Raw genomic sequence first — 22,817 nt, forward strand, 5'->3', positions numbered from 1 at the left:
TGCCAATGCTTATCACTGCTGCGTTTAGGGCGGGGCCATCTTCGGCGTCGCGCGATCATTTGCGCTAGCGCAAGCAAATTTCCCGAAGGTGGGGAATCACCTGATTCCGTAAAGCTGACGGCTTATCAAGATGGCGGACTGTCCGGAATTCCCCCGGCCACCCGATTCGTCCGGCAAAGGAGCTTCACATGAACAAATACGGTCTCGCGCTCGGCGCCTTGCTCACCCTGACAGCCGGCGGCGCCATGGCGGCCGGCACCCTGGTGTTCTGCTCGGAGGGCAGCCCGGCCGGCTTCGACCCCGCGCGCTACACCACCGGCACCGATTTCGATGCCTCCGCCGAAACCGTCTTCAACCGCCTGACCGAGTTCGAGCGCGGCAAGACCACCATCCGCTCCGCCCTGGCCGAGAAGTGGACCGTGAGCGCGGATGGCCTGACCTACACCTTCAACCTGCGCAAGGGCGTCAAGTTCCACACTACGCCGTACTTCAAGCCCACCCGCGATTTCAACGCCGACGACGTGGTGTTCACCTTTGAGCGCCTGATCGACAAGAACCACCCGTTCAACAAGGCCGCGCCGGCGCAGTACCCCTACGTGACCGACATGGGCATGGATACCAACATCGCCTCGGTCGAGAAGGTCGATCCGTACACCGTGCGCTTCAAGCTCAAGGCGGTGGACGCCGCCTTCCTGCAGAACCTGGCGATGTCGTTCTCGTCGGTGCAATCCGCCGAATACGCCAACCAGTTGCTCAAGACCAACAAGGCCGCGCTGATCAACACCCAGCCGATCGGCACTGGCCCGTTCGTATTCAAGAGCTACCAGAAGGACGCGGTGATCCGCTTCGACGCCAACCCGACCTACTGGCGCAAGGATGAACTGAAGCTCGACAAGCTGATCTTCGCCATCACCCCCGATGCCTCGGTGCGCTACCAGAAGCTGCAGAAGGGCGAGTGCCACCTGATGGCCTACCCGCGTCCGGCCGACCTCAAGGCCATGCAGTCCAACCCGCAGTTGCAGGTGACGCAGCAGGCCGGCTTCAACCTGGGCTGGGTGTCGTACAACGTCAAGCACAAGCCGCTGGACAAGGTGGAAGTGCGCCAGGCGCTGGACATGGCGATCAACAAGAAGGCCATCATCGACGCCGTGTACCAGGGCGCCGGCCAGCTGGCCACCAACCCGATGCCACCCACCCAATGGTCGTACAACAAGTCGCTGAAGGATGCGGCGTACGACGTGAACAAGGCCAAGGCGCTGCTGAAGAAGGCCGGCGCCGAGAAGCTCACCATCACGCTGTGGGCGATGCCGGTGCAGCGGCCGTACAACCCCAACGCCAAGCTGATGGCCGAGATGATCCAGGCCGATTGGGCCAAGATCGGCGTCAACGCCAAGATCGTCACCTACGAATGGGGCGAGTACATCAAGCGCGCCAAGGCCGGCGAGGACGACACCATGCTGATCGGCTGGAACGGCGACAACGGCGATCCGGACAACTGGCTGGGCGTGAACCTGGGTTGCTCCGCGGTTGGCGGCAACAACTACGCGCAATGGTGCAACAAGGAATTCGACGACCTGATCGTCAAGGCCCGCAACCTGAGCAACCAGGCCGAGCGCACCAAGCTGTACGAGCAGGCCCAGGTGGTCTTCAAGCGCGAAGTGCCGTTCACCCCGATCGCGCACTCCACCGTCTACATGCCGATGAGCAAGAAGGTGTCGGGCTACATGATCAGCCCGTTCGCGCTGCACTCGTTCTATGGCGTGAGCCTCAAGTAACCGCCCCGGGCGCCGGCCAGCCGGCCGGCGCCGCCGCGAGAAACGCCATCCATGATCCAATTCCTGCTCAAGCGCATCGGCGTAGTGATTCCCACCTTCCTGGGGATCACCGTGCTGGCGTTCGCGCTGATCCACATGATTCCGGGCGACCCGGTGCTGGTGATGCTGGGCGAGCGCAACATCGATCCCGCCTACTACCGCGAGGCCATGCACCGCATGGGCCTGGACCTGCCGCTGTGGCAGCAGTACGTCAATTACCTGGGTCGGCTGCTGCACGGTGACCTCGGCACTTCGCTGATCACCCAGACCCCGGTGATGGACGAGTTCCTCACCCTGTTCCCGGCCACGCTGGAGCTGTCGATCGCCGCCATGGTGTTCGCCGTGGTGTTCGGCCTGGCTGCCGGCATCGTGGCCGCGGTCAAGCGTGGCACCGCCGTCGATCACACCGTGATGGGCGCCGCGCTCACCGGTTACTCGATGCCGATCTTCTGGTGGGGGCTGATCCTGATCATGGTGGTGTCGGTGCACCTGGGTTGGACGCCGGTGTCGGGCCGCCTCGACATCGAGTTCGATATCCCGCCGGTGACCGGGCTGATGCTGGTCGATACGCTGCTCTCCGGCGATTCGGGCGCCTTCGCCTCGGCGCTGGAACACCTGATCCTGCCCGCCATCGTGCTGGGCACCATCCCGCTGGCGGTGGTCGCGCGCATGACGCGCTCGGCGATGCTGGAAGTGCTGCGCGAGGACTATATCCGCACCGCGCGCGCCAAGGGCCTGTCGCGTACCCGCGTCATCCTCAAACACGCGCTGCGCAACGCGCTGATGCCGGTAGTCACCGTGATCGGCCTGCAAGTGGGCACCATGCTGGCCGGCGCGGTGCTGACCGAGACCATCTTTTCCTGGCCCGGCATCGGCAAATGGCTGATCGACGCCATCAGCCGCCGCGACTACCCGGTGGTGCAGGGCGGCATCCTGCTGGTGGCCAGCATGATCATCCTGGTCAACCTGTTGGTCGATCTGCTGTACGGCGTGATCAATCCCCGCATCCGGCATGCGAGATAGGCGCATGAGCGAAACCACTACCCCCGCGCTGACCGCGCCCGATTTCCCGTCCCCGCTGGCAGAGTTCTGGCACGGCTTCTCGCGCAACCGCGGCGCCACCGTCGCGCTCGGCTTCATGTTGCTGTTGTTCGTCGCCGCGCTGTTCGCACCGTGGATCGCCCCGCACAACCCCATCGAGCAATACCGCGACGCGCTGCTGGTGCCGCCCGCCTGGACCACCGACGGCAGCTGGCGCTTCATCCTCGGTACCGACGAGTTGGGCCGTGACATCCTGTCGCGCCTGATCCACGGCGCGCGCATCTCGCTGTGGATCGGCGTGGTGTCGGTGCTGTGCTCGATGATTCCCGGCGTGGTGCTCGGCCTGCTGGCCGCGTTCTATCCCGACCGCCTGGGCACCGTGATCATGCGGCTGATGGACATCATGATGGCGCTGCCGTCGCTGCTGCTGGCGGTGGCCATCGTCGCCGTGCTCGGCCCCGGCCTGGCCAACACCATGCTGGCCATCGCCATCGTGGCGCTGCCGTCCTACGTGCGGCTGACCCGCGCCTCGGCCATGACCGAGCTGACCCGCGACTACGTGGTCGCCTCGCGCCTGGCCGGCGCCGGCACGCTGCGGCTGATGTTCAGCACCGTGCTGCCCAACTGCATGGCGCCGATCATCGTCCAGGCCACGCTGGGGTTCTCCTCCGCCATCCTCGACGCCGCCGCGCTGGGTTTCCTCGGCCTGGGCGCCCAGCCGCCGCTGCCCGAGTGGGGCACCATGCTGGCCGCCGCGCGCGACTACATCGAACGCGCCTGGTGGGTGGTGACCATGCCCGGCCTGACCATCCTGCTGACCGTGCTGGCGCTCAACCTGATGGGCGACGGCCTGCGCGACGCGCTCGACCCCCGGCTGAAACAACATGACTAGCGCCTGCCGGATCGTGCCGCTTGCGGCTGTCGCGCGGGCCAAGGCCCAGCCCCCGGCAAAGCCGGGTGCTCAAGGTACTCCGCGTGCGGGCTGCGGCGCTTTCCTGTCCGATTCCACTCCCCCCGCCCTCGCCGCCGCGAGGGAGCCTCGCTTTGCCCGGAGGCGATGAACCCATGCCCACACCTCAAGCTCCCGATATTGCCGTTGCCGGTGGAACCTCCATGCTGCTGGACATCAAGAACCTGTCCGTCACCTTCGGCAGCGGCCGCGATCCGTTCCGCGCCGTGTCGGGGGTGGACCTGCAAGTGGCCGCCGGCGAGATCGTCGGCATCGTCGGCGAATCGGGCTCCGGCAAGAGCGTGACCATGCTGGCCGCGATGGGCCTGATCGATGCCCCGGGGCGCGTCACCGCCGACCATCTCAGCTTCGCCGGGCGCGACCTGCTGTCGATGAAGCCGCGCGAAAAGCGCGCCATCGTCGGCGCCGAGATCTCGATGATCTTCCAGGACGCGCAGTCCAGTCTGAACCCCGCGTACACCGTGGGCGCGCAGCTGATGGAAACGCTGGCCGAGCACCAGAACCTGAAGGGCGCCGCCGCCCGCGCCCGCGCGCTGGAATTGCTGGAACAGGTGGAGATCCCCGACGCCAGATCGCGTCTGGCCGCCTATCCGCACCAGCTTTCCGGCGGCATGAGCCAGCGCGTGATGATCGCCATGGCCATCGCCTGCAACCCCAAGCTGCTGATCGCCGACGAGCCCACCACCGCGCTCGACGTCACGGTGCAGGCGCAGATCATGGAACTGCTGGTCAGCCTGCAACGCAGCCACGACATGGCGCTGATCCTGATCACCCACGACCTCGCCGTGGTGGCCGAAGTGGCGCACCGCGTGGCCGTGATGTACGCCGGCGAGATCGTCGAGACCGCCCCGGTGCCGCAGGTGTTCGCCACCCCGCGCCACCCGTACACCCAGGCGCTGCTGGCGTCGATCCCTGAACACAGCAAGGGCGCCAGCCGCCTCAACACCCTGCCCGGCGTGGTGCCCGGCCGCTACGACCGACCCAGCGGCTGCCTGCTGGTGCCGCGCTGCCCCTACGCCGAGGACGCCTGTAGCCGCGCCCATCCCGAACTGGTGCTGGTGGGCGACGCCCAGGCGCGCTGCATCAAACCGCTCGACGACCAAGGGAGGCCGCAGCCATGAGCGAACCCATCCTGATCGCCGAAGACCTGTCGCGCTTCTACACCGTGCGTCGCGGCCTGATGCGCGGCACCGCCACCGTCAAGGCGCTCAACGGCGTGTCGTTCTCGCTGCTGCCGGGCCGCACCCTGGCCGTGGTCGGCGAATCCGGCTGCGGCAAATCCACCCTGGCGCGCCAGCTCACCCTGGTGGAAACGCCCAGCGGCGGCCACCTGAAGATCGCCGGCGTCGACGTCGCGGTGGCCGACCACGCCGCCCTCAAGGCGCTGCGTCCGCAGGTGCAGATGGTGTTTCAGAACCCCTACGCCTCGCTCAACCCCCGCAAGACCGTGGGCGCCACGCTGGAAGAGCCGCTCAAGCTCAACACCGCCCTCAGCCAGGCCGAGCGCCGCGAGCGCGTGGCCCAGATGATCGAAATCGTCGGCCTGCGCCCCGAGCACGTGCGGCGCTACCCGCACATGTTCTCCGGCGGCCAGCGCCAGCGCGTCGCCATCGCCCGCGCCATGATCCTGCAACCGCGCATCGTGGTGGCGGACGAACCCACCTCGGCGCTGGACGTCTCGATCCAGGCGCAGATCCTCAACCTGTTCATGGATCTGCAACAGCAGCTGGGCACCAGCTACGTCTTCATCAGCCACAATCTCGCCGTGGTCGAGCACGTGGCCGACGACGTGATGGTGATGTACTTCGGCAGCACCGTGGAATACGGCGACAGGCAGACCCTCTACAGCCTGCCGCTGCACCCCTACACCCGCGCCCTGCTGTCGGCCACGCCCACCATCCGCGCCGAGGACCGCCGCGCCAAGATCAAGCTGCAAGGCGAACTGCCATCACCGCTCAACCCCCCCGGCGGCTGCGCCTTCCACACCCGCTGCCCCTACGCCATCGAGCGCTGCCGCGCCGAAACTCCCCCACTGCGCCCGGTGCTGGGCCGACTGGTGGCGTGCCATCGGGCGGAGGATGTGGCGGCGGAGGAGGGAGTGAACGTACCGTTGCAAGGGGCCGTCGCGTAGTCGATCGCCGCTCCACTGAGTGCACCGAACAAGCCATGACCGGATCAAGGTTGATTTGCGTCATGGCTTGTTTGTTTTTTTTTTGCGCAGTGCTTGCGGAGAATTGGCGTCCCGCAGCATGGGTATGCGGCTCGGTTATCGGTATGCTCGGGCTGTAAGTGGCTTCGATCCTGGAGTTTCCGGTTTTCCACCTTGATGGGTCTTGGCACGTTGATTGCGCCACAAAGAGTTGCGCTTTGTAAGCAAAGAGTTGCCAGGGTTTGATGTTTTTTTCGGGCGATGTAAATATTGCGCTTGATCGCGCTTCCCCAGCGCCCACAACAACAAAAACCCGCTCATGATCCCCATCCGTACTTTCCTGCGCACCGCGCTGTGCGCGGCTGTGCTTGCGCCCGCCTTTCTCCACGCAGCCCCGCTGCCCGCCAGCGGCGGCGACCTGCCGGTCACCGCCATCGATTACTTCAGCGAAGACAACGCCCCGCAACGACGCGGGGAAGAGCCCGGCGCGGTGGACCATGTCGACCCGTTGACCGGCGGGCTGCGCATCGACATTCCGCTGTTCAGCCTGCCTGGCCCCGGCGGTGCGCTGAACCTGCGCTGGACCTACAACTCGCTCGAACCCTTCACCGAGCCGATCCGGGCCATCCGGGTGCGGGACGGCATGGGCACACCGTCCACGCCGGTTTTCCCCATGCTGGAGTTACCCGACGGCACCACCCAGCGCTTCTATCCCATCGATCCGAATGCCCTGAAGACCTGGGGTTACAGCGCCGCTGGCCAATACCGCACCACCAGCAACTGGTGGCTGGAAAAAGGCGGCCGCGGCGATGCCATGACCCTCAAATCGCCCTCCGGCACGGTGTACCAGTTGTCGGTGACTCGGTTGGAAGTCAAAAAAACCCTGCTGTCGGCCAACAGTATCCAGCCATTCAACGCGCCGCAGGAACGGCCGACCGAAGGGCGCTACCGCAACCTGGGGGGCGAGTTCGACTACTACTTGCCGGCGGCATCGACCGACGTCAACGGCAATCGCATCACCTACCGCTACGACGGCCTGCTGCTGCGCAGCCTGAGCGCGGCGGATGGCCGCAGCATCACCATCAATTGGCAGAGTCGTTACCCGGAACAGTCCCAGCGCGTGGCCTCGGTGGTGGCCGGGACGCGGCAATGGCTGTTCGATTACGCCGACGCGAGCCAACTGCGCATCCAGCAGCCGGACGGTCTGTCCTGGTTCCTGCCGTATCGGGACTGGGAAACCTACATGACCACCAATGAAAGCAACTCGCGCCTCAACCTGCACCAGTACCCGCTATACACCGGCGTCACCCTGCCCAGCGGCGGGCGTACCAGCTTCGAGTTCATGCGTTACCTCGCACCGGTGCCATTGCCTGAGGGGTGCACGCAGACCAATTGCGACAAACCTGCCTCGATCCGGGAGCAGCCGCATCCGGCCGTGGCGCGCAAGACCACCAGCGATGGCGGCGTCTGGGTATATAACCACTACGCGGACTGGGGCATCGACAGTGTGCTGGCCACCGACGTCGAAGCGATCCGGGGGGACAAGATCGCCCCGGTGATCCAGGGTCGTCGCCAGGTCAGCGGTCCGGGCGGCATCACCTATTACACCTATGTCTCGCCTTATGACGTGACCGACTGCCAGAACGACCTGTGGAAGAGCGGGTTGTTGCTGGAGCGCAGTGATGCCACGGCCAGCGGCCAAACCCTGCAGACCACCCGCTATACCTGGGGCTACCTGACCATCGCCCACGCCGTTTCCATGCTCGACAGCAACTGTCGCAGCACGGTCAGCCGGGTGCCGCTGCAAACCCGGCAGACCATCACCCGCGATGGCAAGACCTTCACTACCACGCAGGAATACGACAGCTACGGCCGGGTGATCGCCACCGACGAAAGCGGCGACAACGGCGACAGCCGCCGCACCGAACGCAGCTACCTGACCGACACCAGCCGCTGGATCATCGACAAGGTCACCGCCGAATCCGTGCGGGCGGCCGCCGGCATGGCGCCGGTGTCCAGCCTGAGCCGGGTGCTGGATGGCAACGGCAACCTGTTGCAGGAAACCCGCGACGGCATCTCGCGTAACTACACCTACGACGGCGCCGGACAACTGGCCACCGCCACCGACCCGCGTGGCTTCGTCACCCGCTACAGCGACTACTATCGCGGCATCCCGCGCGGCGAAGTCCGCCCGGTGGCCACCGGCAGCGAACCCGCCACCTGCCCGGCCAGCCCCGCCATCACCCTGGCGCGCAGCGTCGACGACTATGGCAACGTGGTCAGCCTGACCGATGGCCGTGGCTACGCCACCGGCTACCAGTACGACGCGATGAACCGCCTGACGCGGATCACCCCGCCGCAGGGCAATCCCACCAGCATCGCCTGGAGCGCCAGCGGCCGCACTCTTACCCGCGGCAACTACAGCGATAGCATCAGCTGGGACGGCTTCGGCCGGCCGCTGCAAAGCACCGTGAACGGCATCACCATCAGCCGCCAGTTCGACGCCCTCGGCCGCCAGACCTTCGAGAGCTATCCCAACCAGAGCGTCGGCGACAGCACCTACTACGACGCGCTCAACCGCGTCACCCAGCTGACCCATAGCGATGGTACCTATCGCAGCTTCGGCTACAGCGGCAGCGCCGTCGCTGAAGTGAACGAACGCGGCTACCAGACCTCCAGCTTCTACCAGGTGTTCGGCAACCCGGACGACAAGGCGCTGCGCAAGGTGGTGCCGCCGATCGCCGCCGCCACCACCGACATCCAGCGCGACCTGCTGGGCAAGGTCACCCAGGTGACCCAGAACGGCGTCACCCGCAGCTGGGGCTACGACAGCCGACAGTACCTGATCAGCCGCAGCGATCCCGAAACCGGCACCACGCTGTTCGGTCGCGACGCCGCCGGCAACCTGGTCAGCCGCCAGGTCGGCAGCCAACCGGCCGCCGGCTACAGCTACGACGCGCAGAACCGGCTGAGCACCAGCTGGTACAACGACGGCACCGAAGCTGCCTGCCGTCGCTACGACGGCAACGGCAACCTCACCGCGCTGAACACCGGCAGTATCCAGCGCAGCCAGGGCTTCGACGCCAACGACAACCTCACCAGCGAAACCCTGGTGGCGTACAGTCGCACCCTCACCCTGCGCCACGAATACAACGCCAACGACGCCAAGAGCGCGCTGGTCTACCCGGACAACCGCCGCTTCGACCTGATCCCCGACGCCTTCGGCCGGCCGACCCGGCTGGGTGACATCGTCCCCACCCTGCAATACAACGAACGCAGCCAACTGACCTACTGGCAAGGTGCCAACGGTCGCCAGGATCGCACCGGCTACAACGTACGCGGCTGGCCGACCAGCCATCAGGTGCGCAACAACGTCACCCTGCCGCCGGTGCCGGTGGCGCCGACCGTGCCGGCTCCGGTTGCCGCACCGGGCAACCCACCCAACCCGCCGGCCCAGCCCAACGCGCCAAGCGTGGTGGAACCCGGTGGTGTCACCGCCGACCAGGCGTGTCGGGCCGCCTATCCCAAGCCGACTGCCGAGCGGGATATCTACCAATGGCAGCAAATCCAGTACAACCCCTGCGTCGCCAACTGGAATGCCAAAGGCAGCGAATACCTCAGCGGCAACGGCGGTTGCCTCGTCATCAACCCCAAGCCGGTTTGCACGTTGACCCGTTGCGACATCGACACCAAATACCAGAACGCCCTCAAAGCCTGGACGCCGACTCATGAAGCCTGCAAAGCCGACTGGAGCTACCGCGCCACGGCCTGGGTCAACTACCGCAACGCCTATGCCCTCTGGCAAGCCCAATACCAGGCCTATCAACAGCAACTGAACGACTACAACGCCCGCAACCAGGCCTATCAGCAATACCAGAGCGCCTTGGCGCAGTACAACCAGGCCCTGGTGAACTACAACCAAGCACAGGCCGCCTACAACCAAGCCTTAGCCGCCAGCCAGCCCGTGCTCGACAGCGTGTGGACCTACGACGGCAGCGGCAACGTCCTGACCATCACCGATGGCGTCGATGCCAGCTACAACCGCAGCTTCGGCTACGACGGCCTGGACCGCCTCACCGTCGCCAACGCCGCCACCTGGGGCAATGGCGCCATCAGCTACGATGGCAATGGCAACCTAACGTCCCAGCAGTTCGGCAACTGGCGTATCGACTACGGCTACGACGCCACCCAGAAACTCAAGACCGTCAGCGGCGGCAAGAACTACAGCCTGAGCTACGACGGCTGGGGCAACGTCACCAGCCGCGGCGACGGCCTGAGTTACCAGTACGACGCCGCCGGCAACCTCAAATGGGCCAACCGCAACACCGCCAGCCAGATCGCCTACACCTACGACGGCGCCGGCACCCGGGTGCTGAGCTTGGGCAACGGCGTCAATCGGCTGGAGTTCACCGGCGCCGACGGCCTGCTGTATCAGGAGATCAACCTCGCCACCGGCGCGACCAAGGACTTCCTCTACCACGGCCGCACCAAGCTGGCCGACATCGAAGGCACCACCACCACCTGGTACCACAGCGACCCGGCCGGCAGCCCCATGGCGGGCACCGACCAGAACGGCGTGCTGGCCTGGCGCACCCACTACCGGCCGTATGGCGAAAAGATGGTGGGCGCCACCGACAAGAACACCCAGTGGTTCACCGGCAAGCCGTTTGAGGACAAGATCGGGCTGAGCTACTACGGGGCGCGCTGGTACGACCCGACCTTGGGTCGGTTCATGGCGATGGATCCGGTGGATGTGGAGTCAGAAGAGTCGTTTACTGTGCTCCACAGCTTTAGCCGGTATGGGTATGCCAATAACAGTCCTCTCAAATATATCGACCCAGACGGGCGAGCATCTACTCTTGTTGCAAAATTGGCAGAGTGGAAAGCAAAGAATGAAATACGTAATTTAGCTTCAAAGATGGGGAGGGATGGAGATACTAAGCTGAACAAAGCCATTGATGCTTTGGCCAGTCATGTGAAGCAATCATTTGAAAATGATAAATACACAAGTGATTTTCTCCAGGAAATCGGGGTTTGTGAAAATTGCAAATCTAGCGTGCCTGTGGTTTTTGGGAAGGAACAAATTGATGTCATAATCAATGATTTTTCGAAGCAGGATCCCAAAGATGCCCAGATAGTTGAAGACGCAATCAACACTGCTATTCAAAAAGGGAAAGTTGTAACTTACGAACAATACAAAGCAAGTCAAAAAAAGGCTGAGGGGAAAAAGACTGATACAGAAAAGAAAAATGAAGGAAAAAGCGGCGATGGGGAAGGTAAAAAAGGAGAAAATCGCAAATGATTGACCAGAGATATCCATCTGGCCAATGTGTATTAGTATTTTCTATTGCTTTTGCCATAAATGGGCTGTTGTATTACCTCTATTTTTTTTCTGGATTTAATTGGGTGGCGGCAAAAATTGACACATATTTTTTGTCGTTTCCTGCATGCTTTTACTTTTTTTTGCCGCACCGAGAGTGGAAGCTTTTAGCTATATCCACTTCCTTTTTAGCTTCCTCCCTGTTTTGGGGAGGGGCGTTTATTTTGTTTTGGAGGCTTTCTGGTCTTCGAAAATTGGCTTATGTGGTTGGGCTAGTGTTGGTTTTCTTTTTCTCTGCAAAAATGATGGAATACTATATTTGGTCTGATTTTGAGGGCTTTGTGGTGTTCTTAAAAAAATACCTATAAGCATAATGTTGGGGGTTATAAGGGGGCGGAATTTGGTGCAAAGTTTGTTTAAAACATTAACAATGATGGTGGTTTTGGCTGAAGTGCCTCAATTTGAAAATATTCAATAAATTTGGCAAATAAACCCCCTCAATACCCCGCCCGCTTATCCACCACATTCACCAGCGACTGCCCGTGCCTCAGCTGCTTCAGGTTCTCCATCGCCACCGCCAGCGCATGGTTGAGGTAGCGGGGCGGCGCCGGCGGTGTGGGCGGCATAACGCCGCACCGTATTCGTTCCAGAGTGGCCCAAGCGGGCCGCTTTTTTTCGCCCGACTGGATTGCTCGCCCAGCCGGGCTATGCGTCAATACCCAGGATTTATGGATGTTCCAGAAGGGTTTCAACCGGGAAATTGTGCTACGCGATATTTGCCGGAGAGATAGATTGGGCGGGCGGCGCGGGAGAAGAAAAGAATGGATGATGGGAAACGCAAGAACGGCTGGCGCACGGATATTTTCAGCGACCCTGCATTTGAACACTTGGTGGCCGAACTCCATTTCGACGGCAGTCTGGTTTTGGTGCTGGATAGAGAAGAAGGCCGAGATGCCGTGTCGGTATCTTTTCCCGATGCGAGTAAAGAGGGCGGGCTGGGTGCAAGGGTAAGGCTGGCCGATTTCAAGCAAGCGCTTGAGGCTGCGGTTGAAAATTTGAATCGATGAGTGTTTTTTGGGGTATGCAGCACAACTATCCGCGCATCGCGGCAGGTTCCAAGCCGGGCTGCTGCCTGGGCATTGCTCTGCTGGGGAAATCGACATGGGCAGGAGAGCATGATCGAGCAAGAACTTCTGACATGGATGGAGGCCTGGTTTTCCACATGTTGCAATGGAAAATGGGAGCACGGCTCCGGGATCAAGATCGAAACCTTGGATAACCCGGGATGGTCGGTTTCCATCGAACTCGCGGGTACGCCATATGAAAGGGTATCAATGCCCGATTTTGTCGTGGAGCGGGATGACACGGATTGGGTCAGTTGTTCCATTAAGGACGGCGTATTTCGAGGGTTCGGTGGCATGGAAAATTTGAAAGAGATATTGAATCTATTTAAGGCCGTTGCTGGTGGTTATTCTGACGAGCTGCTCAAAAAATAAGCCTTCCATTTTTCGAGTGACGATGAAAATATGAACGGAAATAAAGAGCGAATAAGCGTTTTCGCCAGTAATTTGATTGAAATGGCGGATTTTTACGCCGTGATTCAAGAGGCCATGCAGCAATCCAACCACCATGCATGGCAGGTCTTTGTCGACGAAGACTTGATGTTTGTTGAAGAGGGAGAAATTGAAAATTACGAAAAGCTGATGAAGCTGTTGTCTGCTGCTTCAATTGCGGACCTGAGTTCTTCATATGGATATTGGAGGGAAATGCCACAATTTCCAGAGTTGGAGCAGATGAGGGCGGCTTTCTTGAGTAGAGAGGCACAACCATGGTTTTCTCCGTTGCCTTGGCATGTAAGGCAATGGAAGCAGAGGCAAGAAGACCAGGTTCGCTACTATGCGATACAAGAGGCAGTAAACACAAAGTGGCATGCGCTCTTGAGTCAGGAAGCTCAGCAGAACTTCCCGGGGGAAGAGCAGGATGTTTCCCGAGAGGGTGTGATATTTCATCTAAATGAAAAATTGCGTTGCTATGGATTTTCCGAAGCAAAGAGAAACAAGGAAAAGTACACTTGGTCCAAGCCTGTTTCTAATGGCTGGATGTTGGTTTGGGAGTTCGATTTGGTGGAATCTGGGATCGGGCGCATAGGTAACCATGGTGTTTATTCTCTTTCGCTACGGTTGTTCCTGAAGAGGCCTGGGCTAGTCATCCATGATGTGCCGCCTAGATTTAAAAAGGGCATTCAGATCCCTTTTGAGGCGGTTGGGCCGTATATGTACAAATCATATGGTTTGTTCAAAAATCACGGACAAATGAAAAATGTGTTTGATGCCAAAATCATCTCATACCAATTTCTTCAGGGTTTCTTGGAGGGTGTTGCGAAAGATGCTGTTGAAACAATTTTTGCTGATTGGTAATCAAGCCGCACCGTGAATTGGCTTTTCGTAATAGATCAAATCGAAATGGATTTTTCGGGAAAGGTTGGTTTATGAAAGGCAGTGCTTCCATTTCCTTGCACCTCAGACACCCCAATTGCGGTGTGGACTTCATTCGAGGCGGGATGAATGTCGAAGCTACCGGGTATCATGAAGTGGGAACTCCTCGTGTCACCCCGAAAGGAAAGGCGCTGGAAGGGTTTTATAAGGAAACGTACTGGTTCTACAATTTTGGGGCGTTGTCGAGTGATGATGCTTCACTCGAAATCGAGGCTGCAAATAGGTGGCTCCGAGATAGGAAGGGTTTCCTCAGTTCGTTTATTTCGTCCGGTGGGAAGGCCCAGTATTACATTACGGTGGGCGCGGAACAGCATTATGCGTTTGAACTCTCTCAAGGGCTGATCAAAGAGTGTGCCGAACTGGGTGTTGGCCTGGGGCTTGAGTTTTTCTTCGAGCCCCCGTTGGACGAATGATTTGTTCCGGACTTATACGCTTTTACAGACCCTTAGAAAATTGCCTGACCACAATTGTTTAGGCTGGCTGGTTTATCCATGCGCTATGCGTGTTGGTTCTTTCAATAGATATAACAGGGGGTGCAAAGATGATGGCCGAAATCTATGCCAAGGTTTTCCCGTTGGGTTTTGTTTTGGCTTTTTTGTATATAGCGTGCGTTTTCTACTTCCGCTTTAAAATAAGAGCATTGAGAGACTACACCCCGTGGAATCAAGTGCTATGGGTTTTGGGGAGGAAGGCGGCGCAAGGTGATGCAGGTGAGGAAATCAATGCGCCGCTCTGGTTGAGATGGATGTTCTATTGTGCATTTGCTGTTTTCGCTTTTCTGTTGGTAATGGGTTTGAAAATTTCCTTTCCCTGAGTGGCAAGGGTTGTTGAAGTCAATGTTGAGCGCGTAATGAAAAGCCCGTTGTGCCCCATCCGAATGAAAGTGATGGGGCAGCAAGGGTTGATAAAAAGAATCGTGAATGATCCTCAGAAAAATGGCTGTGGCCGCTGCTGTTTTTCAAACATTTCGCTAAGCCTGCTCTGGCGTTGGCTTGCCGGTAGGTTTTCTACGAATGGCTGGTGATCCTGGTTACATTGTTTGCATTTGAGAAAATTATGGATCTTGATGCAGTAGTGATATTCGTCGTTGTCGCGTTGATGGCTGCATGTTTTGTTGTGACCATCGTATATGTTGGGTGTCTTTTGTACTTTATCTGCAAATACAAGCAGTTTCGCCGGGCACCGAAATTGGTGAAAATTTCATGGATTTTGAGGAAAACAAAGTTCGTGGGAGATGCGGGAGAGCAAATAGAAGCACCGCTTTGGTTAAGGCGGATGGCGATAACAGGATGCACACTGTTTTTATGCACATTGGCGAGCCTTGTCGTGGGGATAATGATCACCTGATCCGATGTTGATGCCGCATCACGTATGGCTTCCATGCGAGGCCCGCCATGGCAGCCGGCGGATGCCCTACTGCCAAGGCTCCCGCGGACCCCTTCCTTCGGATGTGGTTTGGCGGGTCACTCGCGATGCAGCGGTTTTCCTCAATACCCCGCCCGCTTATCCACCACATTCACCAACGGCTGCCCGTGCCTGAGCCGTTTCAGGTTTTCCAGCGCCACCGCCAGTGCGCGGTCGAAGTAGCGGGGGGAGGCGCCGGCGGTGTGGGCGGTGAGGATCACCTTCTCCGAGCGGCGCAGCGGGTGATGGGGCGGCAGTGGTTCGGGGTCGGTCACGTCCAGGCCGGCGCCGGCCAGGCGGCCGTGGGTCAGGGCGCCGAGCAGGGCGGCGTGATCCACCGAGCCGCCGCGGCCCACGTTGTAGAAGTACGCGCCGCGCTTGAAGTGGGCGAAGCGGCGATCGTCGAAGAAATGGCGGGTGTCGGCGGTCAGCGGCAGCGCGGCGACCACGTGATCGGCCAGCGCCAGCGCGCGGTCGACGTCCTCGCTGCCGACGATGGCGGTCACGCCCTCGGGCGGCGGCGCGTTGTGGCGCTTCACCCCGATCACCGTCAGGCCCAGCGCGGCGGCGCGTAGCGCCAGCGCCTGGCCGATGCGGCCGAAGCCGACGATCACCAGCGTCTGGCCGGCCAGCTCGAATTGCTCCAGGCGCGGATGATGCAGTGCGTGGTGGCGCTGGCCCTGCACCAGCCGCGGCAGGCCGCGCGCGAAGGCCAGCATCAGCGCCAGCGCGTGTTCGGCGATCTGGATGCCATGAATGCCGCTGGCGTTGGTCAGCACCACGTCGCTTTCGACGAAGCGCGGGGTGAGCCAGCGCTCCACCCCGGCGCCGAAGGTCTGCAACCAGCGCAGGCCAGGCGCGATCTCCAGCAATTGCTCGCCATCGACCTCTCCCTGGCCGAACCACACCGCGTCGGCGCCCGCCAGCGCCGGGTCGGGTCGCAGGCGGTCGGTGCGGACCACGTGGGTATCGGGTGCCAGCAGGCGGATGCGCTCGATGGCTTCCTGGCCCAGTTGCGGGCCGATCACCAGTTTGCGGGGCAGGGTGGCGAGGGTGGTCATGGCGCGGTCTCCACGGTGACGGTCTGCCGGCCCCGCAGCAGAAAACATGCCACGCCGCCTGGCCGCGCCAGCCGGCGCTTCCGCCGCGAGCGGGCTGTTGCGCAGCCAGCACATTGCGGCGCGCGCTGCTGCAAAAGCGGCGTCTGGGCCCTGCTTATTGCCGATTTTTCTATCGAAAACTCATGGCACGCATTCTGCTTATAAGGTTCCACACCGATGCCGACGTCCCGATTTGGGCGGCGCGACCGATTCCCGTGGAGCCTGCATGCGCAACGACCGTTTCTTCCTGCCTTGCTCGATGACTACCGGATTCTGTCCGCCCTGGCGCGGCTAACAAAACCCAGCGAAGCGGTCCTGGCAAGGCGTGCGAAACGCAGACAGTACAAGGCGTACGGCAAGTGAGGCTCGGCGCCCCCGCACAACGCAGCCAGAAGGGTTTTGTTAGCCGCGCTTCGGCAATGCGATGCCCGACCCACAGCAGGTCGGCGTCGACAAGAACAAACCAGGGAGATACACCAATGCCACACCCCGCCAATTGGCTGGGCGCCGGGCTGGTCGCGCTTGCAAGCGCGGCGCAGGCGGCCCCCAGCACCGAGGAACTTCAGAAGCAGATCGACGCCTTGCGCAGCACGGTGGAGGCGCTGCAACGCCAGCTGGACGACGCGCGCCGCGTCGAAACCGCTGCCGCGCCGGCTCCGGGCGCCATCGTCGCCGCCGAGACCGGGGCCGATCCGACCACCGTCGCCACCAAGGAGGACCTGGACGGCCTGCGCGCCGACCTGGAGAACTACAAGTACGAGCAGCAGCGCAACCGCGAGACCAAGACCGCGCTGACCAGCCGTGGCACCACCATCGGCGGCACGATCGTGGCGCGCGCCAGCTACCAGGATGCGCCGACCAGCGCCGGTTCCAGCGCGGTCACCGACGACCGCTATTCCAGCTTCGACATCCCGACCGCCACGCTCAATTTCAGCGGCAGCCTGTATCGCGACTACGCGGAGGGCCGCAACCTGGATTACCGGCTGGCGTTCCAGTACGCCAAGACCACGCCGGCCACCAGCAACAGCAATTTCAACGTCACCGACGCCTACCTGCGCTACAGCTTCTTCCCCACCCTCACCGGGCTGGAGGAACCCAAGCTGACGCTCACGCTGGGTCAGCAGCAGATTCCGTTCGGCCTGGAAGCGCAGGTGGGCGAGGAACTGCGGCCGGTGATCAATTCCGCGCAGTTCCTGTCCGGGTTGGGCGTGGGCAACCGCCAGATCGGCCTGATCCTGCGCGGCGATTACGACCCCTACGTGGACTACGGCTTCAACTACCGCGCGCCGCTGCTGGAATACGCGATCGGCGTGGTCAACGGCAACGGGCCGAACAAGTCGGACGACAACAGCGAGAAGGATTGGCTGGCGCGCGCCGCGGTGACGCTGCCGGTGGACTACAACAGCCTGCTGCGCGAGTTGAAGATCGGCGCGTCCTGGTACAAGGGCACCAAGAACCTGGCCGACAAGAGCGGCGTGGTGTCGCACGGCCGCAGCGACCGCTACGGCTTCGACGTCTACTACAACCACGATCCGTTCGGCGTCACCTACGAATTCGCCGAGGGGCGCGACGAGTACCTGGCGGCCGACAAATCCATCGGCGGCACCACCCGCAGCCGTGGCCAGTACCTGACGCTGTTCTACACCTGGGGCGAGCAGTGGGTGAAGAGCTTCCGCGGCCAGGCCAAGTACGACGACTGGTGGCCCAAGTCGTACCAGGCGTTCCTGCGCTGGGACCAATACGACCCCGACCGCAGCAAGCCAAACGACCGCACCACCATCAGCACCGGCGGCCTCAACGTGTTCTTCGCCGAGACCACCAAGTTCCAGCTCAACGTGAACCACTACGCCTACGACGATGCGGCGCGGGAGAGCGTGAATGAGTACCTCGCGCAGTTCCAGTTCGGGTTTTGAGGGGCTGGGATGAGATTGGTCACTTTCATTGAAAGGTTCATGGCATCGGGCACCCGGCGGAGCCGGGCGCTCAACGGCGGGTGGCTCGCGAGTACCGCCCCTCAAAACCCGAACCCTGATTCATTCCACTCCCCCCGCCCTCGCCGCCGCGAGGGGGCCTCGCTGTGCTCGGGGGTGGGTTTGCCTGGGGCGGCTGGAAATGGGGTGGTGATTGAAGCCGGGTTGAGCCGGGCGCTCGACGGCGGGTGGCTCGCGAGTACCGCCCCTCAAAACCCGAACCCTGATCCACTCCACTCCCCCCGCCCTCGCCGCCGCGAGGGGGCCTCGCTGTGCTCGGGGGTGGGTTTGCCTGGGGCAGCTGGAGATGAGGGGGTGAATGAAGCCGGGTTGAGCCGGGCGCTCGATGGCGGGTGGCTCGCGAGTACCGCCCCTCAAAACCCGAACCCTGATTCATTCCACTCCCCCCGCCCTCGCCGCGGCGAGGGGGCCTCGCTGTGCTCGGGGGTGGATCGGCCAAGGGTTTTGGCGAGGGGCGTATTCATCGCTCGCCGTGCCAACAGCGCCGTGTTGTGCCCTGACCGGTCGCCGACTGGCGCCGCCCCGAACCCGATTCCATCCGCCCCCGCATCGCCTCAGGCGACGCCCGCGGCGGTGACCCGATTTTCGCTATCCCCTACATCGAGAGACACGATGACAAAAACCACTCTTTTTGGCCGCCTGTTGGGGCTGGTCGCTTTGACGCTTTCCCTGGTGCTGCCCGCGCACGCCGAAGACAAACCGGCGGTGATCCGCATCGCCTTCTCCGGCGCCGGCACCGGTGGGCGGCCGTTGGGCAGCGGCACCACGCTGGCCATCGCCCACCAGTTGGGCGCGATCGAGAAGGAGCTGAAGGCCGACAACATCAAGGTGGTGTGGAACTTCCTGCCCGGCGCCGGCCCGGCCACCAACGAGGCGCTGGCCAGCGGGCTGGTCGATTTCGCCTACCACGGCGATCTGCCGCTGATCGTCGGCCGTTCCACCGGGCTCAAGCACAAGATCATCTTCGGCCTGGGCCGCTTCGGCGCGACCTACCTGGTGGTGCCGTCCGATTCGCAGGCCACCACGCTGGCCGAGCTCAAGGGCAAGCGGCTGGGGGTGTTCAAGGGCACCGCCAACCAGCTCACCCTGAACCGCGTGCTGGAGAAATACGACCTGAACGAGAAGGACTTCAAGGTCATCAGCATGAACAACGACACCGCCAAGGCGGCGCTGGCGACCAAGGACATCGACGGCTACCTCACCACGCCGTTCGACCTGCAGGCGCGCGGCATCGCCAAGCCGTTGCTGGAGATCAAGCGCGATCCCAAGGTCACCAGCGTCGGCACCTTCTGGGTGACCGAGGATTTCGAAAAGAAATACCCGCAGGTGACGCAGAAGGTGGTCACCGCGCTCACCCGCGCCACCCAGTGGGCGTCGGACGAGAAGAACCGCGACCAGGTGTTCAAGTACTGGGCCGCCGCCGGCGCCACGCCGTATGCCGATTTCGTGAAGAGCTGGTCCGGCTACACCCTCAAGGAGCGCAACAACCCGCTGCTCGACGAGTACTACGTCGCCAGCCTGAACAAGGCCATCGACGAGGCGCAGCGCTTCCGCCTGATCCGCCGCCCGGTGTCGGTGGACGGCTGGATCGAACCCAAGTACCTGAACGCCGCGCTCAAGGAGCTGAAGCTGGAAGGCTACTGGGACCAGTACGACGCCAACGGCAACATCAAGAAGTGACGGACGCGCCGTGAACGCCTTCTATCAGCGACATCGCTTCCTGCTGGCCTTCGTGCTGCTGTCCTCGGTGGCCGGGCTGTCGGTGGGCGTGGCCAAGGTGGCCACCTCGCTGTACGCGCTCGACCTGGCGGCCAGCGAGCTGGAGCTGGCGCTGATCGCCGGCGCGCAGAGCGTGGGCATCCTGCTGATGAGCATGCCGATCGGCGTGCTGGTCGACCAGCTCGGACCGCTGCGGCTGTTCGTATTCGGCTCCATCGCCGCCGGGCTGCTGTACCTGGCGACGCCGCTGGTGGCGGCGCCGGCCTTCCTCGCCGCCACCGCGGTGGCGATCAGTCTGTGCATGCCGTGCCGCTTCGTCTCGCTGAACGCGGTGTTCATGCAGCAGCTGGAGCGGGTCGGCGTCGCCAAGGCCGGCTGGTTCCGCGGCACCCACATGATCGGCATGTTCCTGCTGGGGCCGTCGCTGGCGGTGGCGGTGATCGCGGCGGTGCAGTACGCCGGCACCTACACCCTGATCGGCGTGGCGTTCTTCGGCACCGCGCTACTGGCGCCGCTGGTGATGCGCCACTACGCCCCCGGCCCGGCGCGCACGCTGTCGTGGCGCGAGCTGCGGGCGCAGTTCGGCCTGCTGTGGCGCGACCGCGAGCTGCGTCGCGTCGGGCTGGTGGAGTTCGCCGGGCAGGCGGTCAACCAGTACTACGGCTTCTTCATCGTGATCATCGCCTTGCAGCACTACCGCTTCGCCTCGACCGGCGCCGCCGCGCTGCTCACGGTGCAGGGCGCCGCCTTCGTGCTGGCCCTGTTCACCCTGGGCGTGCTGCTGCAACGCATCGGCGAGCGGCGCTTCCTGCTGGCCGGCTTCGCGCTGGTGACGCTGGCGCTGCTGGGCCTGGGCCTGACCGAACGCGCGGCGTGGCTGTGGCCGGGCGCGGCGGCGCTGGGCCTGGGGCTGGGCATGGTGCAGACCGCCAACCTGTCGCGCTTCGCCCGCATCGGCAGCCGGCTGGGGCGCGGCCGCGTCGCCGGCATCAACGCCTTCGTCGGCCCGGCCGGCGGGCTGGCCGGCAGCGTGGCGGGCGGCTGGGTCGGGCATCTGTTCGGCCTGCAATTCACCTTCGTGCTGTTCGCCCCGCTGTTTCTCGCCTTCGGCTGTCGGGCGTGGCTGCGCCGCTGTAGCGGCCCCGCGCGCCCGCAGTTCGAACAAGCTCTCCAGGAGTAACCGCATGACCTCACTTTCGAACACCCTTGGCCCCCTGCCATTGGCCGCCGCCCCGTCCTGGCCGGCGCGGCTGGCGGCGCCGTTGCGCCGCGCCGGGCACTGGGCGGCCGGGCTGCTGCTGCCGCTGGCGCTGTTCGCGCTGTGGCAATACGCGGTGCGGCACCAATGGCTGGCCGAGCAGATCCTGCCGCCGCCGGCGCTGGTCTGGCAGTCGCTGGGCGAGCTGTGGTACAGCGGCGAACTGCGCGACCACCTGGCGATCAGCCTCGCCCGCGTCGGCTGGAGCGTGCTGCTCGGCGGCGGCGCCGGGCTGGTGCTGGGCGCCGCGCTGGGTCTGTCGCGCACCGCCCGCGCCTATCTGCTGCCCAGCTTCGAGCTGGTGGCGCAGTTCCCGGTGGTGGGCTGGGTGCCGCTGCTGATCGTGTTCCTCGGCATCGACGAGGCGCTGAAGGTGGCCGCGATCTCGCTGGCGGTGCTGGTGCCGGTCACCGTCAACACCCATCGCGGCATCGTCGGCATTCCGCGCCCGCTGCTGGACGTGGGCCGCGTCTACCGCTTCACCGTGCCGCAGACGTTGTGGCGCGTAGTGCTGCCGGCCGCCGCGCCCAGCCTGTTCAACGGCTTGCGCCAGGGCGTGATGCAGGCGTGGCTGACGCTGGTGTTCGTCGAACTGCTCGCCTCCAGCGAGGGCATCGGCTACCTGATGGTGTGGGGGCGGCAGCTGCTGCAACTGGATCTGGTGGTGGTCGCCATGCTGACCATCGGCGCGGTGGGGCTGGCGCTGGATCTGGCGCTGCGCTGGGCCGAATCCCGCCTGGCGTCGTGGCGCCGTGGCGCGTTCTGAGGAGGCCGCGATGACGACTTCCCATTCCGCCCGCCGCGACTATCGCGGCCTGGTGCCGCCCGCGCTGCTGCTGCTGGCCTGGTTCGCCGCCGGCCGCCTGGGCTGGACCAACCCGACGCTGATCCCGCCGCCCGAACAGGTGCTGGCGGTGGCGTGGCACTACCTGGGCAGCGGCGAGCTGTTCCGCGCACTGGCGGCCAGCCTGGCGCGCGACCTGGGCGGCTTCGCGCTCGGCGCGCTGGCCGGCATCGGCCTGGGCGTGCTGCTCGGCGTGTCGCGCTGGGCCGAGCGCCTGCTCGGGCCCACTTTCCACACCCTCAAGCAGATTTCGCTGTTCGCGTGGATTCCGCTGCTGTCGATCTGGCTGGGCTACAACGACGGCTCGCGCGTGGTGTTCATCGCCGTCTCGGCCTTCTACCCGGTGGCGCTGGCCACCTTCGAGGGCGTGCGCGGCGTGACCCGCGCCCAGTTCGAAGTGGCGCGGGTGCACGGCTTCACCGCCCGCCAGCGCCTCACCCGCCTGATCCTGCCGGCCGCCGCGCCGCAGATCCTCACCGGCCTCAACCTGGGGCTGGTCTACGCCTGGCTGGCCACCATCGGCGCCGAATTCCTGCTGCCCGCCTACGGCGACATCGGCCTGGGCGACACGGTGATCCGCGGCCGCGCCGCCTTCAATGTGGCGCTGGTGATCTTCGGCATGCTGGCCATCGGCGGCGTCGGCGTCGCGCTCAACCGTGTGTTCCACCGCCTGGAGCGCCGCCTGCTGCGCTGGCGCGGCGATCCTCGATAA

The 22,817-nt window shown here is 63.2% G+C and carries 19 protein-coding genes; 17 read left to right on the plus strand and 2 right to left on the minus strand.

Features of this window, described 5'->3' with window-relative positions:
- The first annotated feature begins 188 nt into the window (after window positions 1-188).
- The 12 genes from C556_RS0111730 (at window position 189) to C556_RS0111780 (ending at window position 14,603) form a co-directional block, all read left to right on the plus strand.
- Window positions 189-1,775, plus strand: coding sequence for an ABC transporter substrate-binding protein (locus C556_RS0111730; RefSeq protein ID WP_018748451.1), 1,587 nt, complete (start codon window positions 189-191; stop codon window positions 1,773-1,775).
- A 51-nt stretch (window positions 1,776-1,826) separates the two neighbouring features.
- Complete coding sequence (locus C556_RS0111735; protein ID WP_018748452.1) at window positions 1,827-2,837, plus strand: ABC transporter permease subunit; 1,011 nt, start codon at window positions 1,827-1,829, stop codon at window positions 2,835-2,837.
- Window positions 2,838-2,841: 4 nt separating this feature from the next.
- Complete coding sequence (locus C556_RS0111740) at window positions 2,842-3,747, plus strand: ABC transporter permease subunit (RefSeq protein ID WP_018748453.1); 906 nt, start codon at window positions 2,842-2,844, stop codon at window positions 3,745-3,747.
- Window positions 3,748-3,968: 221 nt separating this feature from the next.
- Window positions 3,969-4,946: an ABC transporter ATP-binding protein gene (locus C556_RS0111745; protein ID WP_018748454.1), complete on the plus strand. Its 978-nt coding sequence runs from the start codon at window positions 3,969-3,971 to the stop codon at window positions 4,944-4,946.
- Window positions 4,943-5,956 carry a peptide ABC transporter ATP-binding protein gene (locus tag C556_RS20205; protein WP_018748455.1) on the plus strand — a complete coding sequence of 338 codons (1,014 nt, stop codon included), beginning with the start codon at window positions 4,943-4,945 and terminating at the stop codon, window positions 5,954-5,956. Before C556_RS0111745 ends, C556_RS20205 begins: the two co-directional genes overlap by 4 nt.
- Window positions 5,957-6,293: 337 nt before the next feature.
- On the plus strand, window positions 6,294-11,276 hold the full coding sequence (locus C556_RS0111755; RefSeq protein ID WP_020608485.1) for an RHS repeat domain-containing protein: 4,983 nt from the start codon (window positions 6,294-6,296) through the stop codon (window positions 11,274-11,276).
- Window positions 11,273-11,662: a hypothetical protein gene (locus C556_RS22985; RefSeq protein ID WP_157236117.1), complete on the plus strand. Its 390-nt coding sequence runs from the start codon at window positions 11,273-11,275 to the stop codon at window positions 11,660-11,662. The genes C556_RS0111755 and C556_RS22985 overlap by 4 nt, the downstream gene beginning before the upstream one ends.
- A 453-nt stretch (window positions 11,663-12,115) precedes the next feature.
- Window positions 12,116-12,361: a hypothetical protein gene (locus tag C556_RS22995; protein WP_157236121.1), complete on the plus strand. Its 246-nt coding sequence runs from the start codon at window positions 12,116-12,118 to the stop codon at window positions 12,359-12,361.
- Window positions 12,362-12,469: 108 nt separating this feature from the next.
- Window positions 12,470-12,790 carry an immunity 53 family protein gene (locus tag C556_RS0111765; RefSeq protein WP_018748457.1) on the plus strand — a complete coding sequence of 107 codons (321 nt, stop codon included), beginning with the start codon at window positions 12,470-12,472 and terminating at the stop codon, window positions 12,788-12,790.
- A 30-nt stretch (window positions 12,791-12,820) separates the two neighbouring features.
- On the plus strand, window positions 12,821-13,711 hold the full coding sequence (locus tag C556_RS0111770) for a hypothetical protein (protein WP_157236123.1): 891 nt from the start codon (window positions 12,821-12,823) through the stop codon (window positions 13,709-13,711).
- 143 nt (window positions 13,712-13,854) lie between these two features.
- Window positions 13,855-14,202 (plus strand): hypothetical protein, encoded by a 348-nt coding sequence (locus tag C556_RS0111775; protein WP_018748459.1) that lies wholly within the window; start codon window positions 13,855-13,857, stop codon window positions 14,200-14,202.
- Window positions 14,203-14,330: 128 nt separating this feature from the next.
- Complete coding sequence (locus C556_RS0111780; RefSeq protein ID WP_018748460.1) at window positions 14,331-14,603, plus strand: hypothetical protein; 273 nt, start codon at window positions 14,331-14,333, stop codon at window positions 14,601-14,603.
- A gap of 193 nt (window positions 14,604-14,796) precedes the next feature.
- On the opposite strand, the gene C556_RS23000 is transcribed toward C556_RS0111780, so the two are convergent.
- Together C556_RS23000 and C556_RS0111785 are read right to left on the minus strand one after the other, a co-directional pair.
- Window positions 14,797-15,171: a hypothetical protein gene (locus C556_RS23000; RefSeq protein ID WP_157236125.1), complete on the minus strand. Its 375-nt coding sequence runs from the start codon at window positions 15,169-15,171 to the stop codon at window positions 14,797-14,799.
- Window positions 15,172-15,276: 105 nt separating this feature from the next.
- Window positions 15,277-16,254 (minus strand): D-2-hydroxyacid dehydrogenase, encoded by a 978-nt coding sequence (locus C556_RS0111785; protein ID WP_018748461.1) that lies wholly within the window; start codon window positions 16,252-16,254, stop codon window positions 15,277-15,279.
- Between the two features lie 518 nt (window positions 16,255-16,772).
- Here C556_RS0111785 and C556_RS0111790 point away from each other — a divergent pair.
- The 5 genes from C556_RS0111790 to C556_RS0111810 all read left to right on the plus strand — a co-directional run bounded on the left by C556_RS0111790 (window position 16,773) and on the right by C556_RS0111810 (window position 22,817).
- A complete protein-coding gene (locus tag C556_RS0111790) occupies window positions 16,773-18,206 on the plus strand; it encodes a hypothetical protein (protein WP_018748462.1) in 1,434 nt (477 codons plus the stop codon).
- A gap of 690 nt (window positions 18,207-18,896) precedes the next feature.
- Window positions 18,897-19,964 carry an ABC transporter substrate-binding protein gene (locus C556_RS0111795; RefSeq protein ID WP_026263031.1) on the plus strand — a complete coding sequence of 356 codons (1,068 nt, stop codon included), beginning with the start codon at window positions 18,897-18,899 and terminating at the stop codon, window positions 19,962-19,964.
- A gap of 10 nt (window positions 19,965-19,974) precedes the next feature.
- Entirely contained in the window at window positions 19,975-21,183 is a 1,209-nt protein-coding gene (locus tag C556_RS0111800) for an MFS transporter (protein WP_018748464.1), read from the plus strand.
- A 4-nt stretch (window positions 21,184-21,187) separates the two neighbouring features.
- Window positions 21,188-22,027: an ABC transporter permease gene (locus C556_RS0111805; protein ID WP_026263032.1), complete on the plus strand. Its 840-nt coding sequence runs from the start codon at window positions 21,188-21,190 to the stop codon at window positions 22,025-22,027.
- A 10-nt stretch (window positions 22,028-22,037) separates the two neighbouring features.
- The gene (locus C556_RS0111810) at window positions 22,038-22,817 is read left to right on the plus strand and encodes an ABC transporter permease (protein ID WP_018748466.1); all 780 of its coding nucleotides are present in this window, start codon (window positions 22,038-22,040) and stop codon (window positions 22,815-22,817) included.

This window comes from Chitiniphilus shinanonensis DSM 23277 (assembly GCF_000374805.1).
GTDB lineage: Bacteria > Pseudomonadota > Gammaproteobacteria > Burkholderiales > Chitinibacteraceae > Chitiniphilus > Chitiniphilus shinanonensis.

Excerpts from the sequence above, each read along its gene's own strand:
- C556_RS0111770 (WP_157236123.1), top strand. The coding sequence starts at position 12,821 with ATGAACGGAAATAAAGAGCGAATAAGCGTTTTCGCCAGTAATTTGATT.
- C556_RS0111730 (WP_018748451.1), top strand. The coding sequence starts at position 189 with ATGAACAAATACGGTCTCGCGCTCGGCGCCTTGCTCACCCTGACAGCC.
- C556_RS0111755 (WP_020608485.1), top strand. The coding sequence starts at position 6,294 with ATGATCCCCATCCGTACTTTCCTGCGCACCGCGCTGTGCGCGGCTGTG.
- C556_RS22995 (WP_157236121.1), top strand. The coding sequence starts at position 12,116 with ATGGATGATGGGAAACGCAAGAACGGCTGGCGCACGGATATTTTCAGC.
- C556_RS0111810 (WP_018748466.1), top strand. The coding sequence starts at position 22,038 with ATGACGACTTCCCATTCCGCCCGCCGCGACTATCGCGGCCTGGTGCCG.
- C556_RS0111795 (WP_026263031.1), top strand. The coding sequence starts at position 18,897 with ATGACAAAAACCACTCTTTTTGGCCGCCTGTTGGGGCTGGTCGCTTTG.
- C556_RS0111735 (WP_018748452.1), top strand. The coding sequence starts at position 1,827 with ATGATCCAATTCCTGCTCAAGCGCATCGGCGTAGTGATTCCCACCTTC.
- C556_RS0111740 (WP_018748453.1), top strand. The coding sequence starts at position 2,842 with ATGAGCGAAACCACTACCCCCGCGCTGACCGCGCCCGATTTCCCGTCC.
- C556_RS23000 (WP_157236125.1), bottom strand. The coding sequence starts at position 15,171 with ATGGAAGCCATACGTGATGCGGCATCAACATCGGATCAGGTGATCATT.
- C556_RS22985 (WP_157236117.1), top strand. The coding sequence starts at position 11,273 with ATGATTGACCAGAGATATCCATCTGGCCAATGTGTATTAGTATTTTCT.
- C556_RS0111790 (WP_018748462.1), top strand. The coding sequence starts at position 16,773 with ATGCCACACCCCGCCAATTGGCTGGGCGCCGGGCTGGTCGCGCTTGCA.
- C556_RS0111775 (WP_018748459.1), top strand. The coding sequence starts at position 13,855 with ATGAATGTCGAAGCTACCGGGTATCATGAAGTGGGAACTCCTCGTGTC.
- C556_RS0111785 (WP_018748461.1), bottom strand. The coding sequence starts at position 16,254 with ATGACCACCCTCGCCACCCTGCCCCGCAAACTGGTGATCGGCCCGCAA.
- C556_RS0111745 (WP_018748454.1), top strand. The coding sequence starts at position 3,969 with ATGCTGCTGGACATCAAGAACCTGTCCGTCACCTTCGGCAGCGGCCGC.
- C556_RS0111765 (WP_018748457.1), top strand. The coding sequence starts at position 12,470 with ATGATCGAGCAAGAACTTCTGACATGGATGGAGGCCTGGTTTTCCACA.
- C556_RS0111805 (WP_026263032.1), top strand. The coding sequence starts at position 21,188 with ATGACCTCACTTTCGAACACCCTTGGCCCCCTGCCATTGGCCGCCGCC.
- C556_RS0111780 (WP_018748460.1), top strand. The coding sequence starts at position 14,331 with ATGATGGCCGAAATCTATGCCAAGGTTTTCCCGTTGGGTTTTGTTTTG.
- C556_RS20205 (WP_018748455.1), top strand. The coding sequence starts at position 4,943 with ATGAGCGAACCCATCCTGATCGCCGAAGACCTGTCGCGCTTCTACACC.